The 26,978-nt window shown below is 51.9% G+C and carries 8 protein-coding genes; all 8 read right to left on the bottom strand.

Going from position 1 to position 26,978, the window contains the following annotated elements; genetic code table 11:
- Positions 1 to 53: 53 nt before the first annotated feature.
- Positions 54 to 581, bottom strand: coding sequence for a YfiT family bacillithiol transferase (locus KK083_RS11400; RefSeq protein WP_254163355.1), 528 nt, complete (start codon positions 579 to 581; stop codon positions 54 to 56).
- Positions 574 to 1,326 carry a TerC family protein gene (locus tag KK083_RS11395; RefSeq protein ID WP_254163354.1) on the bottom strand — a complete coding sequence of 251 codons (753 nt, stop codon included), beginning with the start codon at positions 1,324 to 1,326 and terminating at the stop codon, positions 574 to 576. The genes KK083_RS11400 and KK083_RS11395 overlap by 8 nt, the downstream gene beginning before the upstream one ends.
- A 277-nt stretch (positions 1,327 to 1,603) precedes the next feature.
- The gene (locus tag KK083_RS11390; RefSeq protein ID WP_262899494.1) at positions 1,604 to 16,654 is read right to left on the bottom strand and encodes a glycine-rich domain-containing protein; all 15,051 of its coding nucleotides are present in this window, start codon (positions 16,652 to 16,654) and stop codon (positions 1,604 to 1,606) included.
- Positions 16,655 to 16,880: 226 nt separating this feature from the next.
- Positions 16,881 to 18,095: a hypothetical protein gene (locus KK083_RS11385; protein WP_254163352.1), complete on the bottom strand. Its 1,215-nt coding sequence runs from the start codon at positions 18,093 to 18,095 to the stop codon at positions 16,881 to 16,883.
- A 10-nt stretch (positions 18,096 to 18,105) separates the two neighbouring features.
- Positions 18,106 to 19,176, bottom strand: a complete 1,071-nt coding sequence (locus tag KK083_RS11380) for a porin family protein (protein ID WP_254163351.1) — start codon at positions 19,174 to 19,176, stop codon at positions 18,106 to 18,108.
- Between the two features lie 11 nt (positions 19,177 to 19,187).
- Positions 19,188 to 22,322, bottom strand: coding sequence for an nSTAND1 domain-containing NTPase (locus KK083_RS11375; RefSeq protein WP_254163350.1), 3,135 nt, complete (start codon positions 22,320 to 22,322; stop codon positions 19,188 to 19,190).
- A gap of 8 nt (positions 22,323 to 22,330) precedes the next feature.
- Positions 22,331 to 23,776 (bottom strand): hypothetical protein, encoded by a 1,446-nt coding sequence (locus KK083_RS11370; RefSeq protein ID WP_254163349.1) that lies wholly within the window; start codon positions 23,774 to 23,776, stop codon positions 22,331 to 22,333.
- Between the two features lie 13 nt (positions 23,777 to 23,789).
- The gene (locus tag KK083_RS11365) at positions 23,790 to 26,963 is read right to left on the bottom strand and encodes a hypothetical protein (RefSeq protein ID WP_254163348.1); all 3,174 of its coding nucleotides are present in this window, start codon (positions 26,961 to 26,963) and stop codon (positions 23,790 to 23,792) included.
- Between the last annotated feature and the right edge of the window lie 15 nt (positions 26,964 to 26,978).

The following is a 26,978-nucleotide window of genomic DNA, read 5'->3' as shown; positions in this document are numbered from 1 at the left end:
TATTCGTTTTGAGGGATGTACTGATTACCAGATCACAGATTACAGATTACCGGCTATTTCTTTGCTACGATCTCCAGATGCCCCAGGTGATGCTCTCCGTGCCATGCATACAGTGCTATCAGCCTGTCGAGCCGCACGTGCTTTTTCGATTCGGGATGGAAGAACTCGCGCATGAGATCTTCAGGTTTTATTAACCTGAGCATCGCCACCCATTTGACGTGCAGCGCTTTCAGGAAATTGACCGAGATCACAGGATCGAGTTTTGTTTCGGGTGTTTCAGCCCACAACTTTTCATCATAGGCTTTGATGGTGGGAGTGTCTTCGGTTAACGTCCACTTGATACGGATGTACGCGTTCATGTGGCTGTCGGGAATATGGTGAAGCACCTGGCGTGCTGTCCAGCCTCCTTCACGGTAAGGTGTATCCAGCTGTACTGCTGAGAAATTTTTGATCAGCGCTTCGATCTTTGCCGGCAGGGCTTCGATCCTGTCGATGCATTGCTGAAGCTCTTGCGGTGTATAGGATTCCTGTGCCGTGAATTTTCCTATCGGATAGCGCAGGCGTTCGTCGCTGTTACTCATGGGCTTCTTCTTTTGCTTTTTTACGCCGGTTCCGGACTCGGATGTTAACCATCTCTATGAGCATGGAGAATACAATGGCGAAATAGATATAACCTTTCGGGACGTCTTTGCCGAGACCTTCCAGGAAGATCATGAACCCGATGAGGATGAGGAACCCGAGCGCCAGCACTTCCATAGACGGGTGCCGGTGTATGAAATCACTGATGTGACCTGAGAAGATGATCATGATGCCGATGGAGAGCATGACGGCAACGATCATGATGACCACCTCGTTGGTAAGGCCCACCGCGGTGAGAATGGAGTCGAATGAGAAGATGATATCAAGCAGAATGATCTGTGCGATGATACCGCTGACGTTCACTTTTTTGCCACCACCGGTAGCCATGGTCTCTTCCTCGCCTTCCATCTCGTGGTTGATCTCCCGTGTGCTTTTCGCGATGAGGAACATGCCGCCGAAAATGAGGATCAGGTCTCTTCCGCTGATCGAGCCATCGTCGCTGATCCAGTGTGGTACGGTGAACAGAGGTTCGGTGAACTTCATTACCCACGTAATGGTGAGCAGCAGAATGATCCTTACACCCATCGCCAGGAGCAGACCGATATTGCGCGTGCGTGCGCGGATCTCTACAGGCAGGCGGTTCGAAACAATTGAAATGAAGATGATATTGTCAATTCCTAAAACAACTTCAAAGAAGGTAAGGGTAAGCAAAGCCAGCCAAGTCTCCGCCTTCAGGAAAATTTCCATGTGTGGGGTTTAAAGGGTTGTTTGGTCGCTAAAAATAGCGGATCGGAAACTATCCTCCAAAGATAGACAAAGGAATAAAACATCCTTTTTTGCAGTGAAAATCGGGTCAAAATAACCGGAAAGATACGTTGGAAAACACACTTTTTCAAGTGTCGGACCAACGGTGTTTTTGGGGTGCATCGGTGTATAATTACGGGCAGCAACCACCTCAGGTTTCATGATAATAAAAAAGCCACCTCATTGCTGAAGTGGCTTTCGTGGGTTTGGTATGATTTGTTTAATTCCTGTGTGTCACCATCACTTTTCTTCTCAGGATTCCCTTCGGTGTTTCGACCTGGATCAGGTACACACCGCCTGCAAAGCTTTCGGTGCCGATGGTCTTTTTGGAGTCACCTTTTTCGAAGTATGACTCTTCCACCACTTTACCCAGCTGGTCGTACATCCTCAGCGTTGCGCGTTGTGTTGCTGTCTCCGGTAATTCCACCGTCATCTCTTTGTCTGCCGGGTTAGGGTAGACATTGAACGATGCGTTGAGGTCTTCGATGCCGGTAACGATGCCAGGGTCGTTGACACTCTTCGTAATGAATGACTGGTAGATGACCTTGCTGTCTTCGTCCTGGAGGAAGACGATCACCTGAACGTCATCCTGCGGTTTGAAGAGTGTGGCGTTCGACCAGGTGAATGGACCAAACTCAACGGTTTGCCCGTACGCGATCGGCGTGGAATACTTGGTGCCCGCGCCGTTCGGTAGCATTTTTCTCAACACGTATTCAAATTCAGTTTCACCGCTCCTGATCCGGCCTGAATTCAGTTCAGGATTGTTGGTGAGTGAAATGTTTTTCTCCACCACGGCCACGTGTAATATCGTAGGTCTGGCCAGGTCAAGCAGCGGCTTGAATGACCCTGTGATCGTGAGTGCGTTGTCAACGATCTCGGCTTTCACCTTGATCTCGGCATTGGCAAGGTCAAGGATGCGGCTGTCGAACTCGGGGCGACCCCACTGGCTGAAGAGTGGTCCGGGTGTGGTGCTGAACGTTCCGTCGAGGCGCGTCTGCGGCACCGTGGAGACACCGTAGTACAATGCCCGCGCGCCGGGATCCAGCGGGTTCTGAACGTTGAACGGATCTTCGCCGGGGAAGGCAACGTGGTAATTCAGCTTGATGACCTCAAGACCTACTTCGTTAGCTTTCTGGAAGGTCTTCAACGTGTCGCTGACAACCTTGACCGAAGCATCCGCGCTTGCGGTATTGGTGAAGTTCTCGATGAGCACGGTCCTGGTTCCGTTACCAACCCTTACTTCGTCGATGGCAAAGCCGTCGCCGGTAGGGCTATCGCTAACGCTGGCCAGTGCAAACCGGAATACAACCCTGTGCCTGGCTGCTTTCGGGATCTCAGCCAGTGAATGCTTGGAAGGTCTCCACTCGAGATCCGGGCCGGTCCATCCGTTGTCACCGCTTGTCTGTTCTCCAGGTTTGGAAGGCAAGCTCAATCCGTTGTACCAGTTCACACCGGTTGATGTGAGCGTGGTGCTCTTGATCTCGCCCAGCCTGATCCATTGTTTCCTTGCATCATCGGCGATGTTATAGTTATCGATGGAGTACTCCAGTACCACACCGTCTCCCTGGCCCAGGTTCCTGAAGCTGTTGAAGGTGATGATGGGCCTGATGAGGTCGTAGATGTCGAAGGCGGCGGTATACAACGCTGACCTTTCTTTAGGATTGTAAGTTCCGCTCAGGCTTGTGGTCCATATGCCATTGCTGTCATCCGTGGCGTCTCCTATGACAGTGCCGGCTGCCGGAATACCATATTGCCATGAAGAGGCACCCGTTGCAGCCACATCCTGATAACCTTGTCCGTTCGACTGGAAGTCGGCAAAATATGCATCGACGTTGTCGTTGAGGTTCACCTGCGGAACGATCACGATCGGTTTGGTTGCCTCGTTCACACAACCCAGCACACTGGTGACTTTCAGGTTAGCATTGAACTTACCCGCAACGGTATATTGATGGTTCATCACCGTTGCAGGGTTTGAAGTGTTTTCAGGTGATCCGTGGCCATAATTCCAGTCCAGTCTGGCGTAGCCGTCGCCGACAGTCGAAGAGCTCAGGATCTCAGACTCATTGGTGAACCTGACCTGATCGGCAGTGGAAACGCCATCGAATGAGAACTTCACCACCGGTACTGCGCCAACTGCCAACGGTACATCGAAAGCATCGGACTGGCATCCGTAGTTCGAGGTTACCACAAGAACCGGATTATATTCCGCTGAAGCTTTGAACTTATGAGAGACGATTTCAGCCGTAGCTTTGTCACCTGCCGGCTCATTGGGGTTCGTTCCATCAGAATTGGTGGCATCGGTAAAATCCCATTTGTAATTGACGATCGTGCCATTTAAAATCGTCGAGCTCGAGGCGTTAAAGTTGATAGCGATGTTCTCACAATAAGCAGTGTTCACCGGTGTGTTGGGTGTGCTGGCGCTCAGCGCTGTGAACTGTGCAACAGGATTGGGAGCGATCCGAATCAACAACTCTGCGGTCTTGCTGCAAGGCGAGTTGTTGTCCTGGTACACATATTGAATCTTCATGGTTTTGTAGTCATTGTACATGCCAGACGGCTTCAGTACCGCGGTGCCATTACCATTGTCCTTGAAATAATTGGTCACCACACCGGCATTGTAGATAATGCTACCTGAGAGTGCATCAGTCACCATAAAGTAACCCGTGGAAGAACCGGCATTCGCTGCAGGGTATCCATTGATCAGGATGTCATTTCCGTTCTGACAGAAAATAGGTATCGCACCGTCATTCGCTGTTTGGCCGGAAACCTCTACTACCGGGATCGCCGGAATGAAGATCTCGATCTCCTGTCGTAGGGGGATCTGGATCGTTTCATCTGCAGTGCTTTGATATTTTCCTGTGAACTCAACTTTGCCAATGGAACCACCTGTATAATACGTGCGGCCCATCGGGGTGACCTCCCTGAAATATTTGAAGGGGTCGAGCGTCGGATTCAAAGGAAGCAATACACTATAGTCCCAGTTATAAGATTTACCGATAGAAGTAGCTGTCTCCACGATAGGGATCTGACTGACGAGGTTTTGCCATGCTGTACCATGCATGATCTGCGCGGTTGATGGATTGCTGGCCAGTGTTGTATCGAGCTTGGTTGCCGTCACAGGAATATTGGCATAGAGCTCGCGGAGGCTATAACCTGCTTTGCTGTTGATCTTAACGATCTTGGCCGGGTCTTTTAACGAACCAGCAGGATTGCCATTGGTATATCCTGGGTTGTCGATACATGTCTTAGGTCCCAGGCTGCTTTCTATCAAAGCAGGGATCGCGTTGATGTGATCATAAACCTCGTATTGATCGGTCTTGGTCGAGATACAGCCGTTCATATCGGTATGCGTCATGGTGATATCGAACGCACTGTTCAACTGCACACCGGTGAGGCTTAACACGTCATTGGTTACGCCTGACCCATTGAAGAAGAAGGGACCGTAATCTCCCGTTGGAACATTGGGTGTCAGGCGCACCGCCAGTTGCCCGAGGTTCTTGTCGATGAAATTATCCGGAATGGAAGTCACCACATTGCTGATGCCGATGGAGGTGAAATCATTATTGGTAGCGAAGGTATTGGTAAAGGTCAACGGTTGAGCTGAAATAGCGGAGATACCAGCAAGCCTTCTGCCGTCGGCGAGGGTAGGAATGCCGTTTCCTGCAAATCGTTTGATCTCCCCGGAAGCACCTGTATTGCCGCGAACCCGGATATTTGAGATAATGATCTTATCCATGCTCGCATTGTTGTTGTTGATAAAATTGATATTGAGCACTGATCCGCTCAGGTATGAAAAGCTGAGCTGCCCCGGATTGGTGGGAACGGTTTGATCGAAATCTGAACCCGATAGTGTAATAGTAGGGTTGACGTCTGTATCAAACTCGAACCCGGTCGGAAGCAGAACATTGAAATTCTGCGATCCGTGGTTGAATTCCCCTGAGACCCCCTCCGCGATAATGATCGGATCGGCCAGCGTGGTTGTGCTGTTTGAACAGATCGTGTACGTGGGGTTATTCAGATACAATGACCCGGAGCTTACGGGAATTGTGATCTTGAATGTAGGATTTCCTGCCGAGCCTCCGCCCACTGCAAAGGAGGTTGTTGGATCGGAAGTTTTAGGGCCATAAGGCGCTGATGTCGATACCGCTGAAGGCAATGCGTCATTTTCGGCATACATCCACACATCATAGGTTCCTGGTGCCAGCGATGCCGTAAACGTACCAAACTGCGTGTTGGGATAGATCTGCTTAATGTCAATAACGCCTCGGGCCAACGCTGACGGATAACCGCTTAAAGCATCTTTGATCTCTGTATTTGTGGGCTTGGCAGCATTTTGTGGTACAACCATAAAATAAGCCTTACCAAATTGATCGAATGACGCGTTCAAAGATCCGCCGCTTTGTGTGAGATAATACCTGAGCGGTTCGGTCTCTTTCAGCTTGGGCGGATTATTGCTGGCGATCTTGAAGTACAACGTTCCATTATAAGAGATCCCACCAAAAAGGTTGGAGCCATCGTCAGAGATACCTTTACCTGTATTCGATATCGGATCGAACGTGCCTTTTTCAATGGTCAGGTAATAAACGCTATCAGGTTTTAGTACTGCGGTACTTGGGATTTGGAACGTGAGCGGTGTAGGGTTGGTGACAGATCCCGCAACAGGTTCTCCCATCGCATAACGCCCATTGATTGCGTAAACGGTGTCTACAAGCTTGTTATTCTGACGATCATAAAGCTTCGCTATGCCGTCAAGGCTCCACACACCAACGTCGAAAGTGAGGCTGATGGTATTCTGTGCGGGATTGACATTCAATTGCCCGTTATTCGGATAAGAGCTTACCAGTGACGGTGGCCTTGTGGAGGCAAATGAGTACTCCTTGCCCACGATATTGGCGGTAGCGCTTCCTTTTGTGGTCAGGATGCTGGCGTTCGTATTAGGCGAGCTGTAGTAGCCGTCATCAAGCATCTGAACCCTTATTTTTGGCGTGTTTAAGGTCACCGTAGGATCAACATCGGCCACCAGGTAATACGTCAGCGGACTTGAAGGATTGTGCAGGTTGCGGTAAGTGCCGGGGGCAAAGGTTACTGTAACCATGTCCTTCACGGCCGAAGGTGTTCCAAGGGGCAGCAACGGAGATTGTTGTTCTGTAACATCTCCACCAAAGCCCGTAACAAGTGTCGCTCCTGTATAAACGCCATTGGTGGATTCAAAGACCTTGAAGTTTTTGAAGGTCGTCGAAGTCTGTGTTTTATAAGGCTTGTCAAAAATAAACGAGAACCCTTTTAACTCAGGCTGCGCGGATGTATAGTGCTGTGCATTGAAGGTAATGCCAAAGATCACAACCTCGCTGGCGCCGCGTTTGAGGTTCGGCGTGGAGATAACACCATTGGTGTTTTCCGTAGCGGTGACATGGATCACATCAATATGATTGCAGGTTGTTGAGACATTGGGAATTCCATCCACGGAACCGGTCGCGTTGCTTGAAAGCGTTCCTGCCGTAACTGTGATCGTACCATCACCCGCCGAGCTGTATTGCATTCCACTGAGATCCAGCACACCTCCGCTGAATGTATACGTGCCAGCGCTGATGTTTGCACCGGGTGTATTGAGGGCGGCAGGTAAGATGAAATCCTCGTCCAGTAATCCCAGCTGGTCATGCGCTGCAACTACGCCTGTGATCACAGGTTCGTTGATACCGGCAAATATGTCTGGCTGCGTGGTGAAATCAAGTTTTGTTGCCGTGATCTCGATCTTCTGCTGTGGTGCACTTGAGCCGTTTAACACACCGCCGATATACAAGGGATCATAATCCACCGCGCCCACACTTTTTATGAACCTGGAACCTACACTTAATGTGGCAGCGGTTACTTTGATATCGATCAGGTCGCCGTCATTGACGTCGGTATTGTTGTCCATGAAGGTAGCACGCAGTGTGAAGTTCATCGAACCTTGTGTCGGTCCGTTCATATCCGCTGCTGTGATTGACAGTCCGCTGAAGGTTACTGTAGCTGCACCGTTAACGGTTTGTTCCGTTCCGGGAATTTCGGTGCCGCCTGCGTTGTACAACGCAACGTCCCTGATATTGGCTGAGTTGGTGATCGATACCGTAAATGAGCTGAGGATCGTATTGGCACCGTCGATATCACCGTCTGCATCGCCATCGTAGAGGGTGAACTCTGACAGGATCACGCTGTTGGAAGATGTCAGGTCAAACCCAGGGCTTGTGGCCTGGTATTTAATGTAATCGATGGTAGGATCCGCGATCACCGGATTGATCACCAGCTTTGATTCGTAAGAAGATTGTACGGTAATGCTGGGTGAGTTTCCTGTAATGCCTCCTGCGGTCATGTGAAGGGTACCCGCTCCGTTTTCACCATTTCCGTCGCTCGTGAACTGGAAGCCGCCGTTGAACGTGAAAACACCCAAGCTAAAGGCATCTAAAGGGTCAGAAGGATTCGGCGCATTGCTCATGCTCAATTGTACGGGGCTAGGGGTGCCGGCGCCTGTATTGGAGAAGGCTGTAATATCTCCGTTAAAATCCAAATCTGTGTTGCCCCTGGCATCGCGTGCTTCCACTCTGATAGCTGTGGCGAACGGGGTATTGATGCTCGCTGAAACAGGTCCCGGGAGCAGTGTTGTAAAGTCGAGTTGTGTGGCATCTACATCCACCACGTTTTTGGTGGAGCCTGAATTCCCGGTTTGGCTCGGAGCAATGCCGGATCCTTCGGCGTACGTGGCGATATTGGCAGTTTGAATATCGAAAACGAAATTGAGACCGTCGATCTCCGCAGCCAGTGCGGGACTAACCGGATTTTTAAGCCAGAGCTTCAAGGTGTATGTCTCTGTGTCTCCGTCAGCAACGAGGCCAAGAGCGGGGCCCGCACCTGCGGTCAGGTTAAATATCAATGTGTTGCTATTGATCGTTGCCACTGACACCGTATTATTATGCTCGTCGCTGAGGGTAGCGCCTCCGATGGCGTCTGTCCAGTTGTAGTTGCTGGAGCCTGCAATGTCGTCACCTCCGCCGTATGTAATACTCAGGGAAGTGATCTGCGTCGCTACACCGTCATCTTCTGCTCCGCCGTCGTCTTCAACGTCAAATTCAAAGACCGTCACGCCGGGAGCGGATGTTTCCAGCGAAGAGATAAAGTCAGGCGAAGAGGCAGCGATGGCGGTGATGGTTGTCGAAGCTGCAGTCCTTACTTTAACATCGGTGCCGATAGCCGAAGACGGAGCAGCCCCATTGGCAGCTACCACAGAAGAGCTGACGGTAAGCCGACCCTTGCCGTTGCCAACCTGCGTATACTTGAAGTTGGCCGGGAAAGTAAGTACGCCGTCAGTGAATGTAAGAATGCCCGAAGTGGACGTCGGCGGATTAGCCGTGGTCAGGTTTCCTTCGGTGGTCACCACCACACCTGTAACGGGCTCATAATCCCAGTCACGGTTATTATTGATATCACGCGCCACAACCTTCGGGGGCGTGGGCAGATCGGTATTTACAAGCACATCCGTGGGTGGAGTAGGAGGATTGACGGTAAATACCATTTTGGTGGCAATCACCTGCACGTTGTTGTTGAGACCGCCATTGGCATCAGAATGAGTGACAGCAGCCGGATCGATCTTACTGCTGGCCGCCAGCGGTGTTATATCCGCCTCAGTGACCTCAAGGATAAAACGTTTGTTATCGATCTCATCCGGTTGTGTTCCGCCCATGGCCGCTTTGAACCAGATATATACCTGGTAGCGATTTGCCCCGTTATCCGGAATATAGCCGTTCTGTCCTGGACCATTATTTAATCCATTAAATACAATCTCGTCTGCTGTTATAGAGGTTGCATTGAAGATCGTGAAGCTATTGTTGTTGTCGTAAAGTATGGCTCCTGCGATCGCGTCTCCCCAATTGCTGACCTGGTCAGCAAACCCGCTGCGGGCCGAAACCTTTACTTGCGAAAGACGTGTGGGAGCGCCGTCACCGCCGCTGCCATTGTCGTCTTTGATCTCAAAATCAAATACCATGTGTGAATACAGGCCTGTACCAAGCGATGTGAGGTTCTGGTGTTCAGTATTAGCCCCAGCTGTTATCGTTGTGGTACTGCTATAGATTACCGTGACCGACGTGCTGCCGGTATTGGTCGTGGCGAGGTTACCGTCATCTACCGATAACGTACCATTGCCACTTTCTCCATACCTGAAGTTCACCGGGAAGGTAGCGATACCGTTCACCATTGTAACAGCAGTGGTAGAAACGGCAGACGCAGGAGGTGTAACGGCGGCGTCGAATATAGGCAGGTTGCCTGCGTTTGATACCGTCAGGGTTGCATTGTAGTTAGCATCAGTGTTACCATAGGTATCCCGTGCACGTACCACAGGTTGTGTGGTCAGATCAGCCAATACAAAGACAGAGCCGGGAGGTTGTACAGTGAAGTCCAGCTGCGTTGCGATAACATCGACCTTGTTGGCACCCGTGCTGGAGCTCTGTGTTTGCGCGGCCTCTATCTTGGAAGAACCGGCCACATACGAAGTGAAGCTGCTGGCATTGACATTGAATACAAATTCACTGTTATCAATGTTGTCACCCGCCGAATTATCCATCGGGCCCTTGAGCCTGATACGCAACTCATATTCCTTCAGTTCATTGTCGTCAAGCTCACCGGCGGCATTATCCGTTGTTGGCAAGGTGAACGTGATGGTATTCGTGCCGATTACAGTAGTTGTTACCGTATTGCCCTCGGTGATATCTTTCAATTCGGCTTCGGCAATAACATCCGCCCAGTTTGCTATGCCATCGCCACTTCCTTCAAAAATGGTAAGCGTTCCAAAACGTGTTTTGGAGTTGTCGGCACTGAGGGAAAGACCGTCGTCCTGTACTTTGAAAGTAAAATTCTTATTGGTGAATGATGTTGATAGCGATGAGATCGTCAGCGGCGGCGCTGTGGTGCCTACGGTGATAGCTCCGAGCTCAGCGGCAGGTGTTGTTCCCTGGATTGTGGGGTTACCTGTAAATAAATAATCACGGTTATCGTTGGACACAACAACCGTTAATGGTATGATCTCGAAATCATACGTTTTGCCGGAAAGCAATGTGGTGAAAGTAGTTGCCGTCGCTGCTGCTGATACATAACGGAAGCCGTTTCCGTCGTTGAAGTTAAGATCAGTGGGGGTCAGGAAGGTGCCGTCCGCAACGGGCGTATAGCTTCCGGGCGCGTCATTGATGTCGGGGCCTTTTACTCTGATCAGATACTGGCTCGCTGGCTGCACCGGTGCAACTGGATTTACCCAGTTGAGTGTGATGCTGGTTGTGTTGTTGACGGTGACACTCAGGCCGGAGGCGTTGGCAGTAGGCTCAGGCAGAACGATGGTGTACAAAGGTCCGGTTACGCTGCCATCTGTATTTGAAGCAGAGGTGATCACCGGGTTGCCTGCAATATCCATTACTGCCTGCGCGTTTTCGCTGTCTTTGAACATCAGTTCGATCCTGCCAGTACCGGTATATCCTGTCACGGTAACATCATAAACCGAGGTGCCTGAAAATGCTACGGGTGCCTGGATGGTGGGGGTACCTCCAATACTGGTTGTGGGGGTAAAAATAAAGTCATTGGCATCTATCGAAGCGGGATCGATGTTTTCAGAGAATGTAACACGGTAGACAACGCTTGTAGCGGTAGTGCCACCCGTTGTAGAAAATGAGTTGACCGTAGTCGCCCTTGTGATGGAGACAACTGTGGGGGCATTCGCGTCGATGCGGTCATTGCCCTGCGCGATGGCAGTTGTATAAGTAGTGCTTGTGTTGCCCTGACCATCCTGTAAGGTGAGGGTCACAGGAATATTGGAGCCCGCTGCAACGTCAGTGCCGTCTTCAGCAACGGTGAAAGTGGCGATCTTGGAGGTTCCTGCCGCATTGGTGAAAGTTAAGGGGAAACCACCAATGGTACTGCCTGCAACGATGACCGGATCGTCGCCATCGTCGTTGGTCGTGGTAATCGTTACAGTTACCACATCACCAACCTTCATCGGGGTATTGGGAATGCTGACGCTCGAAATTACAGGTGCGTCAGTTTCTACGACCAGTGCGTGTGCCGTAACCGTGTTCATCTCGTTGGTAGCAACGTCTTTCACGTTTCCGCCAGATGCTGTTGTATAGCTCACGGTGGTGCTGCTGGTCCAGTCGCCGTTAGCGGAGCTGGTCAGTGTGATCGTATAAGGAGCGCCACCCGCATTGTCTGTATAAACAGCAGAAGCAACTGCTCCTGTGCTGGTGAAAAACCCGGTCACCGCCGCGCCCGATGCAAGGCCAAGCTCTTCAGACATGGTGAAGACGATCTTTTCGGGATTGCCTGCGCGGGGATAGAGAGTCATCACATCAGGTGAAATAAAAGGTTTGATCGCATCGCCATTCGTAACCGGCTTGATATCGGTCAACATTTCGTTACCGGCAATGTCGATGATCAGGTTGCCCGATCCGCCTACGCCGCTGGGCACGTACTGAACGTTGGTGGCATTGGCAACAGACCAGTTGCTGCTGTTGCCGGAGCTTTCAAGATAGATCAGTCTGGTGTTAGTGAACGATGTACCGTCGATGGTGTTGGCTGAAGCATTGTTTGCATAGGTTGTTGACCCAACGGCGCCGTCATCTACGCTGAAGCCCTGGTTGCCGTAGGTTCCGCTGAACTTCGGAGATGTTCCGTGTGTCAGGGTGATGTCTTCAGACAGCGTGAACTGGATCACTTCGTGGTTGTTGGTACCGCCTCCGTTGGCAGGACCACCACCTTTATTAGCGTATACCTTCACGGCGCTGGCAATAGAAGGAGCCGTCTGATCCACGTGCAGCACGGTAGTGCTTTGAGCTCCTGTAGTAGCGTTGCCTGCCACATCGCTTATGACAGCCCTTATCTGGATGTCAGTATTTTCTGCGAAGCTGGCGATGGCCTCGAACTGTGCTGCCGAAAGTGATACGGTTTTGTTGGTATTCACGGCTGCGATAGCAGATGCCGAACCTACGTTGGCAAACGTACCGGAAGAGATGCGGGCTTGCAGCTGAACGGAACCGCCGTTGAGAGTAGCATCGTTGGCAATGGGTACTACGATATCCACACCGGTGTTGGTGGAGTTCCAGTAATTGGCAACCACCCGTCCACCGGTTGTTGTCACAGTACCTACCGTAAAGGCGGCGGGAGCCGTCTGGTCTACTACTGTATTGGTGGCACTTTGTGTGCCTGTGGTGCTGTTGCCGACATTATCGGTGAGAATGGCGGTGATCTGGATCGTTACACCGTTCGCAAATCCGGCGATGCCTTCAAATTGCGTATCTGTAAGACTGATGGTCTTGGTTGTATTGACATCGCCTCCTGCCAGCACAATAGTACTTCCCAGGTCGGCAAAGCTTCCGGAAGAGATCCTTCCCTGAAGTTGAAGGGTACCACCATTCAGGGAGGCGTCGTTGGCGATCGGCACCTGGATATCTACGCCTGTGTTGGATGCATTCCAGCGTCCTGTGATAATGGTGCCTCCTGTAGGTGTTACAGTGCCTACGGTGAAAGCCGCGGGTGCGCTTTGATCGACAGCGATCGTTGTAGCACTTGTGGTACCGGTGGTAGCATTGCCGGCCACATCGGAAATGATGGCGGTGATCTCAACGGTCTCGCCATCTGCAAAACCAGCAATGGCTTCGAGCTGGGCTGCGGTAATGGCGATGGTTTTGGTTGTATTGAGGTCGACAGCCGCGAGAGTCACAGCTGATCCGACGTTGGCGAAGGATCCCGAAGCGATCCTGGCCTGGATCTGGATGGAACCGCCGTCCAGCGTAGCCTCATTGGCAACAGGCACCTGAACATTGATACCGGTATTGGTGTTGTTCCAGATGCCGGCCATCACCGTTCCACCTGTCACCGTTACGCTGCCCACGACAAAAGCTGCAGGTGCGGTCTGATCGATCACAATGGTGGAGGCGCTTGCCGTACCGGTTCTTGTGTTCCCGGCAACATCGGTAAGAACGGCCGTGATCTCGATGGTCTGTCCATCGGCAAAGCCTGCAATGCCTTCGAATTGTGCATCGGTGAGGCTAATGGTCTTGGTTGTATTCACATCACCACCTGCCAGCATAACAACGGCCCCCAGGTTAGCAAAGCTTCCCGAGGTGGTTCTGCCGCGCAGCTGAATGGAACCACCGTTAAGTGAAGCGTCGTTAGCAACGGGTACCTGAATGTCGACGCCGGTGTTCGATGCATTCCAGCGACCTGCTTTCACAACGCCGCCGGTAGGCGTTACTGTTCCTACTGTAAAGGTTGCAGGTGCGGCCTGATCAACTGCAATGGTTGTAGCGCTGGTTGTACCTGTAGTGCCATTCCCTGCAGCATCGGTGAGAACAGCCGTGATCTCCACGGTCTGGCCATTCGCAAAGCCTGCGATGCCCTCAAATTGCGCGTCGGTAAGGCTGATGGTCTTGGTTGTATTGAGATCGCCTCCTGCCAGCACAACGGCGCTGCCCAGGTTGGCAAAGCTTCCGGATGTGATCCGGCCTTGCAGCTGCACCGATCCGCCGGTCAGCGAGGCGTCGTTCGCAATGGGTACCTGAACTTCGATGTCGGTATTGGATGCGTTCCACCTTCCGGCAACGATCGTACCTCCGAGTGTAACAACAGAGCCTGTAGCAAAGGCTGCAGGAGCTGCCTGATCAACGGCAATGGTTGTTGCGCTGGTAGTACCGGTGGTAGCATTGCCTGCGTTGTCTGCAAGAATGGCGGTGACCTCAATCGTTTCACCATTCGCAAAACCTGCAATCGCTTCGAACTGCGCTGCTGTGATGCTAACAACCTTGGTGCCGTTGATATCGCCTGTGACCACTGCTACGGGTGTTCCTAGATTGGCAAAGCTTCCGGACGTGATCCGCGCCTGCAGCTGAACGGTGCCTCCGTCGAGGGAAGCGTCATTGGCCACGGGCACGCTGATATTGATGCCGGTATTGGTGCTGTTCCAGAAGTTTGCTACTACTGTACCACCTGTGGCTGTTATAGTGCCAACGGTGAAGGCGGCCGGTGCAGCCTGGTCTACGAGCACATTGGTGGCGCTTTGAGTACCTGTGGTGACGTTGCCTGTTACATCGGTCAGGATCGCGGTAACCTGAACGGTCTGGCCATTGGCGAACCCGGCGATGGCTTCGAACTGTGCCGCCGTGAAGCTGAGGGTCTTGGTCGTATTTACGTCGGTTGTGATCAGCGGTACGGCAGCGCCAAAATTGGCAAAAGATCCCGAGGCGATCCGTGCCTGCAGCTGCAGAGAACCTCCGTCAAGCGATGCATCGTTGGCGATCGGCACCTGGATGTCCACGCCGGTGTTGGAGGCGTTCCAGTGTGCGCTGACAACAGTGCCACCTGTAGTGGTGATCGTTCCTACGGTAAAGGCAGCCGGAGCTGTCTGGTTTACAACAAGGGTTGAAGCACTCGTGGTGCCCGTAATACCGTTTCCTGCAATATCGAAAATGACAGCAGTGATCTCTATTGTTTCACCGTTAGCAAAGCCGGCAATGGCTTCGAGCTGTGCTTTGGTAGCTGTTACGGTCTTGGTAGTACCGAGGTCGCCGCCAGCCAGGGTTAAGGCAGAACCGATGTTGGCAAAAACACCGGAAGAGATCCTTGCCTGCAATTGAATGGAGCCACCGTTAAGGGTGGCCTCATTGGCTACCGGCACGCTTACGCTGATGCCGGTATTGGTATTATTCCAGAGGTTGGCTATCACATTACCACCGGTGGTGACAACAGCGCCCGTAGCAAAGGCAGCAGGAGCAACCTGGTCAACCACAGTATTGGTAGCACTTTGTGTACCCGTTGTTGCGGGGTTGCCGGACGCATCTGTTAAAAGCGCAGTTACCTGAAGGGTGACACCTTCGGCAAAACCAGCAATGCCTTCAAACTGTGCAGCGGTGAGACTGATGGTCTTGGTTCCGTTGATGTCACCTCCCGCCAGCGCTACAGCCGAGCCAAGGTTTGCAAATGAGCCTGAAGAGATCCGTCCCTGCAACTGCAGTGAGCCACCGTTGAGCGATGCATCGTTGGCGATGGGTACCTGTATATCAACGCCTGTGTTGCTTGCGTTCCAGCGTCCTGCCACCACGGTGCCGCCTGTCGGAGTCACCGTGCCTACCGTGAATGCAGCAGGGGAGGCCTGATCTACCAGAATGGTTGAAGCGCTGGTAGTGCCTGTTGTACTGTTGCCCTGATTGTTGGTAATGATGGCTGTAACCTGAATGGTCTCTCCATTAGCAAAGCTGGCGATGCCTTCGAATTGCACAGCCGTGAGTGCAATGGTTTTTGTTGTACCAAGATCGCCGCCAGCCAGCGCTGTTGCTGAGCCAACGTTGGCGAAAGAGCCTGAAGAGATTCGAGCCTGAAGCTGTACATTGCCACCATTGAGTGTAGCATCGTTGTCGATGGGTACCTGCACGTTCACGCCGGTGCTGGTGGAATTCCAGCGTCCTGCTACCAGCGTGCCTCCGGTTACAGTAACGCTTCCAACCGTAAACGCTTCCGGAACTACATAAGTAATGACGATCTGGCCGTTAGCGCCATTGCCACCGGCTTCCGCTGCAATATCGTTCGATCCACCCCCGCCACCACCTGGCGCGCCACCGGCTCCGCCCGGGTTTCCAGTGCTACCGCCATTTCCGCCTGCACCACCGCCGGTCACGGCACTCGTAGCACCATTTCCGCTCCCATTATTCCCGGCACCACTTGGTCCGGCAGAACCGCCGCCAGCGCCGCCTGTATCGCCTCCGTTCGCTCCGGACCCTCCAGAGTATGAATTGTCACCAATGCTTGAGCCTGCTGCACCGCCATTTCCGCCGTTGCTACCTTCGTCACTACTTCTTCCCCTTGAACCTCCTTTTGCCATGAGCGTGGTGGCACTGCTGAACCACGTGTCTTGTCCACCGATAGCATTGGTGCCTGAGCTGCCCGGAGCACCTGCTCCGCCTGCACCAATAGAGTAATTGAAAGATGCCGGTAATGGGCCATTAAATACTTTTATACTATAAGCACCGCCGCCGCCGCCACCACCACCGTCATCAGTGGTGTTATCGCTATTACCACCACCGCCGCCACCGCCCCACACTTCTACAGTGATGCGGCTCACGCCTGCCGGAACGGTCCAACTGTTAGCACCGGGTGTTGTGATCGTCACCGTCTGCGTGGTCTGTCCAACCGCGGAGAATGAGGTGAGCAAACCAAGGCATGCTGCAAAGAGGTATACAAAAGATCTGCTGACGATCGATGAGCCCATCCGTGCACGATCCTTCTGGAGGTATCGTTTAGAAAAAAGAGTACACGTTGACAGGACTGAAATCGTAGACTTCCGAATCATATGGGGTTATTTAAAGTAGTTGTTCTAAGCCGATAAAAACGTCATGGTCATTCAGCCTGCGCGGAACGACCCTGCTCTTAAGATGTTTTGTATTGTATATAGAGTCCCTGGAGGACCCATTCTTGTATTCCTCTGTTATGATGCCTTACAACTGCCCGTTCTGCTTTACCTTCATCAGCATCAGTTTCCTCACCCGGTCACCGAAATAAGTTGTTCCAAATATCAGGTAAGATCCATCGGAAGTGGTTCTTACCGATGCGCCTTCTTCACGGTCTTCGCCACGGTATTGCACCTGCCAGATCAATTCACCGTCGATTGCGTTTCTTTTGGTCAGGTACAGATCCTGCTGTGTCTCTTCGGATTCAACTGTTCCCAGGATCACCAGTCCACCATCAGCGCCGGGGCAGATCGAGTTGCCCCTGTCATTCCTGCCTCCTTCGAATCCGATGACCTTCTCGTAAAGCACTTCGGAGTTATTGGAAACTTTGAGCAGATAGATGTCATCATTGCCATTGACATTGGAAGATCCCGTGATGGCCCAGCCGCCCACGGCCTGACAGAAGTCGATGGCGTTTTCATCGACGGTAGGACTTACAATTGGATCGCCGATGATCGGTGATTCTGAATCTTTGGGAGCTTCAACAAGGCGGACATCGGCGTGGCCTGAGGAGGTCACCGATCCGGCCCAGAAGAGATTTTTGGTAGTATTGGTGTAGAGCTTGTTGATGAGTGAGCTCGATCCGGCACCGTATTGTCTTTTCCACTGAATGGACAGGTCTTGCGTGCTGAACCGTGCCACAAACATGTCTTTGCCATTGCCGTTTTCGATACGGGCCAGCGCGACGAAATAAGAACCATTATCTTCAAGCTGGATCACAGCCTGTCCATGCAATGACGCGCCAGCGGGAAGTGCGATATCGGTTGCCGATATAGTTACAGAGTCTTGCATGTTTCCGTTCAGGTCTGTCCGTAATAGGAGTAGGTCTGTGGTGCCGTCGGCATTAATTCTGTCGCCTGCAATTAAGTAACCCGAGTTAGCCAAAGGAATAAACGAGGCTGCCTTCATACTTTTATCGTCCACTTCGAGGGGGAAGGCCGGGTAGTTGGTCTGCCATTGCAGGTTTCCATTGCGATCGGTATGGATCAGCCTGATCTTGTACTTGAATGCCGCGCCCTCCTGGATCTCCACGTTGCTCAACAGGGTGTATCCGTTCTCGTCTTCAAGGGCCAGCTTGGCATCCAGGTTGTTTTCAGAGCCGAAATACCGGATGAACGATCCCGAAGAAGGCGCTACATCGCTTTCCGTTTTGCAGCGCACAGCAACCATGGCCAGGAGTATATAAGGCAATATTCTTTTCATTTCTAAACAGCTACTTGATCAGTTTCTTGGGATTGAAATAAGGAACGATAAGGCCTATGTTGACCATTGTCTGGCTCAGGTTAAAATCATTGTCGACATAACCGTAATTCCAGAGCAGTTCATTTGTTATCGTAGGCTTGTAACGATTGTCTTCTTTCACCACGTTCACGAGGCCGCGTACGTAACGGACATCCGCGGTGAGGTAAAAGGCGCCCACTTTATACTTAATGCCGGCAGCAGCGGTCACGGCATAGGTGAGGGTTTTGTAGTTCTCTTTTGTAGGGATATTCGGGATCGTGATCTGGTTGCCTACCGTCAGGTCGCCTCCGAATGAAGAGTTCATCAGGTACCCGATGGACGGGCCAATCGCGATGTAGGGCGATAAGGTTTTGTCAAGCTTTCCCTTGGAGAATTTATACTGCACTAAAAGGTTGAGCAGAAGGCGGCTTTGGGTTATGGTGAATTCGGCCCTGTCGTTGCTCTGCTGATCGTCGCTGGTGGAGATGTCGGAATTGGAGTAAATGAACGAGCTGCCTGAGTACATGATCTCAGGATTGATGATCAGGTTCTCTTTGAGGTTCTTCTCGAACAACAACGTGCCGTTGATCCCCGCATTCGATTTGTAAGTTCCTTTACCTTTTGCAGCGGCCCAGATGTAATGATTCTCAATAACGTTTACCTGGTTGGTGTTCACACCGAACTTCGCACCATAGCTGAATACTGGCTTCGTCCTGAATTTTTTGTACAGGCTTTTGAACTCAACAGGATCTACCGCCTCATTGATCTCGAAGAAGTGATCTGTGCTGAGCAGATTGATCATGGCAGCGTCCGCCTGCTCAGGTTCTTCCAGGTAGATGTATGTAAGCACCAGAAGCCTGTAGGCCTCAACCTTTTCTGTTTCCGTAAATCCGCTTTTCAAACATCCTTCCAGCAGTGTCCGCATCTCGTGCAGCCTGCCTTGCTCATAAGTAGCCCGTGCCGTACGCAGCTTTTGCGTACAGTTCAGCTCCAGGTTTTGACTGAAACCTTCTCCTTTGATCAAGGCTACCAGGATCGCGGTACAGAACAGGTATCGTTTCATTTCTCAAAAAACTATTTTGTCTTAGTGTCCTTTACGGTGCTGCAGGTTTTTTCATAGAGCAGCTGCTCGTCAACATAGGTGGCCCATTCGTCTTCTGTGAAGTTCCGCGTCAGGTAATTGCAAAGCAGCTCTGACATGGTTTCGATCTTGGTGGGCCAGGCGTGAATGGTCTCCTGGGGTTTTTCTGCGTTGCTGTGCATACCCGCCAGGAGCTGCTCGTCGTCTGCGCTGTATACTGCGGTTCGTACCCAGTCGGCGTGTCCACTGAGCACGATGGGCTGTTCACGCAGCCTGAGCAGGTTCCACAACCGTACGGTCTTGTCGTTGCTGGCAGTGGCCATGAACGTGCCGCTATTATTGAAGACGATCTGCTCGATGCCTGATGTATGACCGGAAAGCGGACGTACTGAAGATACGTTGTCCATATTGATGAACTTGACGAGACCATTCAGGTCACCGATCACAACATTCTTTCCATCACGCGTAAAGCCTACAGAAGAGAGGCCAGCCGAGTTTTTGTAGAATGTCTTTGCAGCATAGTTGTTTCTGACATCCCAGAACATCAATGAACCCTCGTTGCCGGCACCTGCGATCAGCGTACCGTTCGGATTGAGCGTGATGCTGTTGATCTTTTCCTTGCTGGCAATGATCTCGCGGCTTGTGGTCAGGTCAGAAAACTTGATGCTGTGACCAGAGTTGTCACGGGCGTAGAGGCCTTTTCCGTCTTCCGTGAAGTGGAGGTTGTCGATGTCATGGACGTATCCCTGGATCTTCTTCGGCGGCGCGCTCATATTCCTCAGGTCATACAGTTCAATGTAGTTGAGCGTAGCATCGCCATCAGCCAAACCACCCGCCGCCAGAAGCGTGCCTGCATCGTTCACGGCAATGGAGTTCACAACATATGCAGTTCTCGGACCTACCAGTACTTCCATGACCCATTTTGCACCGCTATAGGTCCAGCGCAGGATGCGTCCGTCGCTGCCACCGGAATACAGTTTTTTGCTTGCGGTGTGGATCACCAGTGAGCGGCATGAGCCCTTGTCGTGACCCTGCAGGTTCAGTGTAAGGGCATTGTCGTATTTCTCAAGGGCTTCGTGGAGACCATTGTAGATAGCGTCGTCATAGGCGTAGCCTTCATACTTTTTGTTAAAGTTATAGGCCTGCTGTGCCATGAGTGCCTGAAGCTCGCGGTCAGGAACTTGCGGCGACTTGATTGCCATAGCCTTTGCCGTAGCGATGTATTGCTTCTGCTGGGCAAAACCTTTTTGACGGTCAGCTTCAATCGCGTTTGTCTCCGCTGCCTTCTGCGCCACTTTAGCTTTCTCTTCTTCGGTCTTGGCCTTTTGTTCGTTCAACACCGCCAGCTGACGCTGCTGCTCTGCCAGGGTTCTTTGCTCCGTTGCCACGCGTTCGTTTTCCACGGCAAGGTTCCGCTGAATGTCGGCTTCGCGTTTCTGCTCTTCTGCGATCTTTTGTTGTTTTAAAGCTTCCGCGGCAGCGATCTTGGCGTCGTTGGCGTTCTTATCGGCGATCACTTTTTGTGCTATCGCATCTTCACGTGCTTTGTCGGCAGCTGCCTTTTGTACAAACGCAAACACGAGGAACACCAGTGAGATGATCGTAGCGGAGGCGAGTACCAGCGCAACGATCCTGGCGCGTTGAAGTTTTCTTTTTTGTTCAAGCTCCTTGATCCGTTGTTCGGTCTCCCATTCCTTCTTGGAATACTCCAGGAAGATCATGGTACGCTCAAACGCCGGATGGTATCGCTGGCCCCACACGAGGGTGGGTTTGTGCTTGGCCTGCCAGTTCAGGGCAAGCTGAAGATCCGGTGGCCTCCAGAGACCGGCCTTGCCCACCTGGTACATGGAAGCAGCTTCCGCCAGGCGTGTGTACATCTGCACGGCATCAGCTTCGTCATCCACCCAGTTTTTCAGGCGCACCCAGATGCGCATAAGACTTTCGTGAGAGATATCCACCATCGACTTCGAGTTCAACGGTGTTCCGAAAGCGGGTGTCAATAACGATCTTCCCTGCTCGCGGAATTTTTCGATCACGCCGGCAACATCTTCTTCCGCAACGTCAGCGATGGCGGCGATCTCGTTCAGTTTCGTAGGTCTTCTGATACCGAAGTTCTCGCCCCGTTTTTCCGTGATGGCTTTGAACAGCACCTCACAGATACGCTTCTGATCTTCGGTCAATTCGTCGTAGGCTTCGTTGGCGTGCATAGACAACGCCTCGGCCATGGTACCGATCGCCTCGTAATGTTTGAGATCTACCGCTTCTTCAGCGTAGTCTTTATAAGTGGTCCAGTAGCTCCACGTACGCATGAGCGCGTGCTGGAGAATGGGCAGCTGATCAGGATTGTCTCCCAGGTCGTTCAGCAGCTGCTGCGTGAGGCGGGGCGAGATCTTGGCGCCACCTACCGCCACAGGTCCTTCAATGGCCCTGCGTTTCTGATCACGCGTAAGCTGCGGGATCAGGTAGTGGCTGTCATTGATCTTGCGGGTAAGGTCAGGGAACTGCGCGCAATCACCGATGAAGTCTGAACGCATGGTGATGGCCACGTAGATCGGGGCATCGGGATAGTTGATGGCTTCGATGAGCAGGTTCACGAATGCCAGTGTCTCGTTGACGGAGTTGGCGTCGTGGCTGTCTTTGAAGCGGAATAATTCTTCGAACTGGTCAACCAGCACCAGGTAATTGATGTCCTGGTTCTTGCGGGTTTGCTCAATGGCTTCTACCAGCCCCAGGGAGCTACTTCTCAGGAGTGTGGAGAAGATGGTGCGTTTGATCTTTTTCTCTTCATTGTCGGCCGACCTGTATTCGGCGCTGTTCTTCAGCAATGCTTCCGCGAGGTTATCGATGGGGCCGGCACCGGGCCGGGTCACTACCACCTCCCAGTCGGGACTGGCGTCGGTAAGGAAACCGCCATACAGGATGGGCATTACGCCACAGTAGATAAAGGAAGATTTACCACTTCCTGACGGGCCGATAACACCTACGAACCTGCTCTTCGAAAGTTTGAGAAGCACTTCATCGCTTTGTCCTTCGCGGCCAAAGAAGAGGTGCGACTCTTCGATTTTAAAAGGTCGCAATCCCGGAAACGGGTTAGCCGTTGATACCTGCTGATCGATAATTTGGCTCATGGCTTAATTTAGACGTTAAACTCCTGGATAAAAGATTTGATGGATTCAACAGAACGCTGCGGATCGCTTTCTATCACGCGCAGGTTCTGGCTCTTAAAGGCTTCAGCATTGAGCGTCGACCCGGGAGGTGTTAAAATGGCTTTGCCGATGATCGGTTTCTTTCTTCCGAAGCCGGGAGCTTTTAACAGGTCGAGGGCCTTCATGCGGACCCATTGCTCATTTACTTTTCCTTTATAAATAATGGCAGCGTCAAATGTTCTCAGGTTGTCGATGTGCTTCTTGCGCACCTCCAGGAGCTCGCCTTCGAATTCAGGCACCAGCACCCTGAAGCCGGCTTTTTCAAGCACTTCTTTGATGGGCTTAACGTCATTTACATCCATGCGGTCATGCATCAGGTATACAGAACGTCCGCCCACGTCTTCAGAAGGTTTTCGTTCGCCCGACTCTACGAGCTCTTCGCGCATAATGTTTTTAAAATCTTCCAGGGGCGTTTGCAGAATTTCGGCGCCTTCCTGTGCTTCCACATCCCGTTTGATGTTCTCGATAAATCCCTTTTGTCTTTCACTGGCGTTCACCAGGGTAGGGGAGATCCAGATGAGGCGTGTAAAATCCTCGTGGCTCTCTTTGGCCCGAAGGCTTTTTTCCGCGGCAAGCTTGTTCTGGATGTCTACCACAGAACGTTCGGAGCCTGCCGGGATCTCGCCATAGGCGCTGCCGATCAGGTGAATGGAGAGGTTGCTCTCCGTAAGATCGCGCTGCACCACTTTCTCGAGATCTGCCACGTTGTTGGGCAGGGTCTGGTTGGGCAGCACCACGTATCCGTGCCGTTGCAGCTCGCGTTTGATGATGTTCCGCTGCACGGAAAGATCATGCCCTGTTTCCGCCAGGTAGATGGTCTTGCGTTTGTAGATGTTCTTGATCTCCGCCCGCGACGTTTCCTCCTTCAGCTGAAGCAGGGTGTCGTAGATGTCGTAAGCAAGGTCCACCATCTTCATCCAGTACTGGCGCTCTGCCTCGGTGCTGAAGTAGTCGGTGTATTCGCGGATCTCGCCAGACTCCACATCGAGCTGATACATGTCGTAACCGATGAGGTCTCTCAGTCGTGGTGGTTGCTCGCCGGGACTCAGCGGGGTTTTGAAAACCTTGAACACGCGGCTCCTGGTTTTGGATGCCGACTCGATCCTTTTGTAAAATGTTTCCACATGGTCGAGGCACTTGCCCGACTGAATGAACTCCTTCGATAATACCGGTACGAGAACCCCCACCTTATCCAGCTCGGGCGCCGTGATGCTGTCATAATCTGCCTTAAGCAGGATCTTTGACTTTTCTCCCAGCACCTGGTTCAACATAAGCTCCAGGAACTTCTTGAATTGCGAAACCCAACCCAGCTCATTCTTAGGCGCCTCGTTGTCTTTCTCTGCAAATACGATCAATACGTCAATTTCAAATCCCATAGTAGCGAGGGTTTTACGGATTAGGTTGTGAATACTGTAGTTTGCTTTCGGTGATATTTTTGATGAGGCCCTGCACCAGGTCGTGGTGGTTGGCCATCACAAAATAAAAATCAACCAGGTTGATCCTGAACAGCACCGAGCGTTCTGTGGCTTCCATGATGTTGGCTGCCAGTGCCGGGCCATCCTGGAAAAGGTCGCCATACACGCTTCCTTTTTTGAGCACGGTCAGAATGTTGTCGTTGTTCTTCAGTTTTACCTCACCGTGGGCTACGATGAAGATCGGGCTGTTAAGCTCGTCAGGCGTGAATTTGATCTTTTCACCCAGGTGCAGCTCCAGGGGAATGATCTTGTCGCTCAGGTCGCTGAGCAGTGTGCCATGAATATCTTTGAATACGGGTAACTGCTTGAGGAACATTACCATCTCTATACCGAGGAAGAAACCATCGTCGAGGCCTTCCAGCAGCTGGTTGTGCTCGATGGATGAGTCCAGGAATTTTTTATCGCGCGCGGGAAGTCTTTCGCGCACGGCTTCGAACGCTTTTTTATCCTTATTATAGATCACCCATGCCGACGTTTCCTGCAACAGGCGGTCGTTGTTGAATACCTGGGCGATCAATCCACGGCTTACGCGGAACTCGTCGAGGTAAGCTGCGGCGTGAACAGCACAGGCCTTCGTCCAGCGGTTGTTCTGGTTGAAGTCGCGGTTCAGGATATAATTGATCACCTGGATGGTGTTGTAGCTTTCGCGGGGATAATATAATTGCAGCGCGCGGAGCTTGTCTGCCGTGCTCGAGTCGTCGAGCAGCGGGAACAGCTTGGGTTTCAGCTCCTGGTCGATGAACAGGTCCATCAATTCCATGGCGAAGGCGATGTTATCCGGATCACCGGAGTCCATGTTCTCCCTGACGAGCTGTACGGATTGCGGATCATACAGGATCGACAGCAGGATAGAGATCTGATCGAAGTTCTGCTGCACCTCTTCGCGCAACGCTTCACGCAGAAATTTGAAGAAATCGGAATCCGGAAGCTCTGTGAGCGCGGCCATGTTCCAGATGGCTTTACTGATCTCGGTGTCGAGCAGGTCCATTACTTCACGCACCTCGCGTCCCTGTGCCCGGTAGTTGATATAACGCAACGAATATAGGATCTGGCGTACGATACGTTTATCGGGATAGTCGGCCTTTTTCCAGAGCAGCTTCAGCGCTTCGTCGCCACCGATGCGGCCCATGATCTGTACAATGCGCAGCATCACGAGGTCGGTCTGGCCCGACTTGTGGAACGCAGCCTCGAGTGTAGGCAGCACCACTTCGCCGCCTTCTTTCAGCGCCGCGGCAGCGTGATGTCCGAAGGTTGGCGATGAAAGCATCTCGATCAGCACGGGCCATGTTTCGGGACGTTTTGTTTTTCTGGCTGCCAGCAGCGCTTCGAAACGCACTTTGGCATCTACGTCGCGCAGCAGCTCCAGGAGAATGAAGATGGTTCGCTGACCCACCATTTTACGGAGGAGTTTCGCAGCCAGCACCCGGTCGTTCTGCTTGATGGATTTGCTCAGCTTCATCAGGTTGTCGGTGGAAATCGATAACAGATCGCTGTCTTCGATGCTTCCCACGGCCTGCTGTGCCAGGTTTTTAATATCGTTCCCCTTTGATTCTTTCTCGATGCCCAGGGCCTGGATCTTCTCCTCGGCAAACTTGCGCAGCTTGCGGTTGTCGCTGTCCACGAGCTGAATGATGGCGTTCTCAAAAAGTGCGGGCTCGAGCTTCTCCATCAGCTTGAGGCCATAGATCACTTTTTCCTCTACTGTGCTGCTCACTTCTTTTTCGAGCACGCTGTTCACGGTGTACTCACGGGTGACCTGGTTCTCGCTCTTTTCTTTATTCTTGACAAGTGTATTCTGGAGGGTATCCCGGTAGTTCTTGTGCATCTTGTTGGTAGCCAGGTACCAGAGCACCAGGAACGGCAGGGTGAAAATGGTTACGTAGATCAGGTCGAACAGGTGCAGCTGCGTGATGATAATAATGAGTCCACCGGCCGCCACCATGGCAAAGGCGGTAACAATACCTTCGATCTTGGTCTGAACATCGATGCGGATATCGCTTTCGATGGGTAGCAGGTACAATTTGAAGGTAGGGTTGTCAAGCGCTTCTTTGAGTGAGCGGATGAAAAGTTTGCTCAGGGCGATGGTCATGAAGAACACCACGAAAAAGGTATCACCCTGTGAGTAGCCGAATACGAGGCCCAGGATGAGCGCACCCATTGTAAAGAGGGCCAGCAAGACAGGGTTCACCAGCAGGGAGACCCGCATACCGTATTCTGAGTTGACCCGGTCTGTGGCAAAAACGTCGAAAAGGAAGCTGAAAATTACAATGGTAGCCTCGAACAGGGAGATGAAGTTCGCCAGCGATTCACCGTCCATGTAGAGCGTGGCCACGTTCAGGAAGGAGTAATCCACGAAGTTGATGGCGCACATCGAGAAAATAATGAACAGAGACATGTAAAAAATGTACCTGTTTTGCACAAAATCCTTGACACCCAGCTTTTTATATGCCTTCTTTTCCTGTGCGAATGATGTAATTTTTGTTAACTGTTTGAAACTTAATAAAATAAATATCACGAAAAAGGCGACGATACTGCCCAGCCCGATGGTATAAAGCGATTGGGGACCAGCCATGTACCCCAAAAGGAACGGGATAGAGAAGAAGGAGATGAAAGTAGCCAGCATGGCACCGATATCCACCGTTCCGACAAGGCGTTTTGATTGACGCAGGTTAAAAAGACGTCCGAATGACCCCCAGAACACCAGGTAGGTGAGGAAGGAGAAGGGAAGCATCTGCGTAAAGCCGAACTCATACATTTGTTTGGGATCGGCAAAGAAGCCTTCGCCAAACTCTATAAATGCAGTCGTAGCGGTGATGTATACAAGGCTTAAACCCGCCAGAAGGGGAAAAGGAATGCGGTTTTGCAGGAAGTTATAGACTACCGTGGCAATGAGACCGTAAATACCGGCCTTCAACAGGGCGTAGGGAAGGTCCTCAGTCTCGCTAAAGTATTGGAGATAAAGCGATTGTGAGGCAACGCTGGTGGTAGCGATGAACAGCCCCATAAACACCCCCATGATGAACAGGAGACTCACACGTCCTGCTTCATCTGGCTCGACATCCAGAAACTTTAACAGCCTGTCCTTCATAGTGGTTCGATAAAC

The sequence above is a fragment of the Chryseosolibacter histidinae genome, assembly GCF_018598225.1.
Lineage (GTDB): Bacteria > Bacteroidota > Bacteroidia > Cytophagales > Cyclobacteriaceae > Chryseosolibacter > Chryseosolibacter histidini.
This window is presented reverse-complemented; position numbering and strand designations above follow the sequence as displayed.

What these genes read in the sequence shown, in the direction of transcription:
- KK083_RS11400 (WP_254163355.1), bottom strand. Translation starts at nt 581, where the DNA reads ATGAGTAACAGCGACGAACGCCTGCGCTATCCGATAGGAAAATTCACG.
- KK083_RS11395 (WP_254163354.1), bottom strand. Translation starts at nt 1,326, where the DNA reads ATGGAAATTTTCCTGAAGGCGGAGACTTGGCTGGCTTTGCTTACCCTT.
- KK083_RS11390 (WP_262899494.1), bottom strand. Translation starts at nt 16,654, where the DNA reads ATGGGCTCATCGATCGTCAGCAGATCTTTTGTATACCTCTTTGCAGCA.
- KK083_RS11385 (WP_254163352.1), bottom strand. Translation starts at nt 18,095, where the DNA reads ATGAAAAGAATATTGCCTTATATACTCCTGGCCATGGTTGCTGTGCGC.
- KK083_RS11380 (WP_254163351.1), bottom strand. Translation starts at nt 19,176, where the DNA reads ATGAAACGATACCTGTTCTGTACCGCGATCCTGGTAGCCTTGATCAAA.
- KK083_RS11375 (WP_254163350.1), bottom strand. Translation starts at nt 22,322, where the DNA reads ATGAGCCAAATTATCGATCAGCAGGTATCAACGGCTAACCCGTTTCCG.
- KK083_RS11370 (WP_254163349.1), bottom strand. Translation starts at nt 23,776, where the DNA reads ATGGGATTTGAAATTGACGTATTGATCGTATTTGCAGAGAAAGACAAC.
- KK083_RS11365 (WP_254163348.1), bottom strand. Translation starts at nt 26,963, where the DNA reads ATGAAGGACAGGCTGTTAAAGTTTCTGGATGTCGAGCCAGATGAAGCA.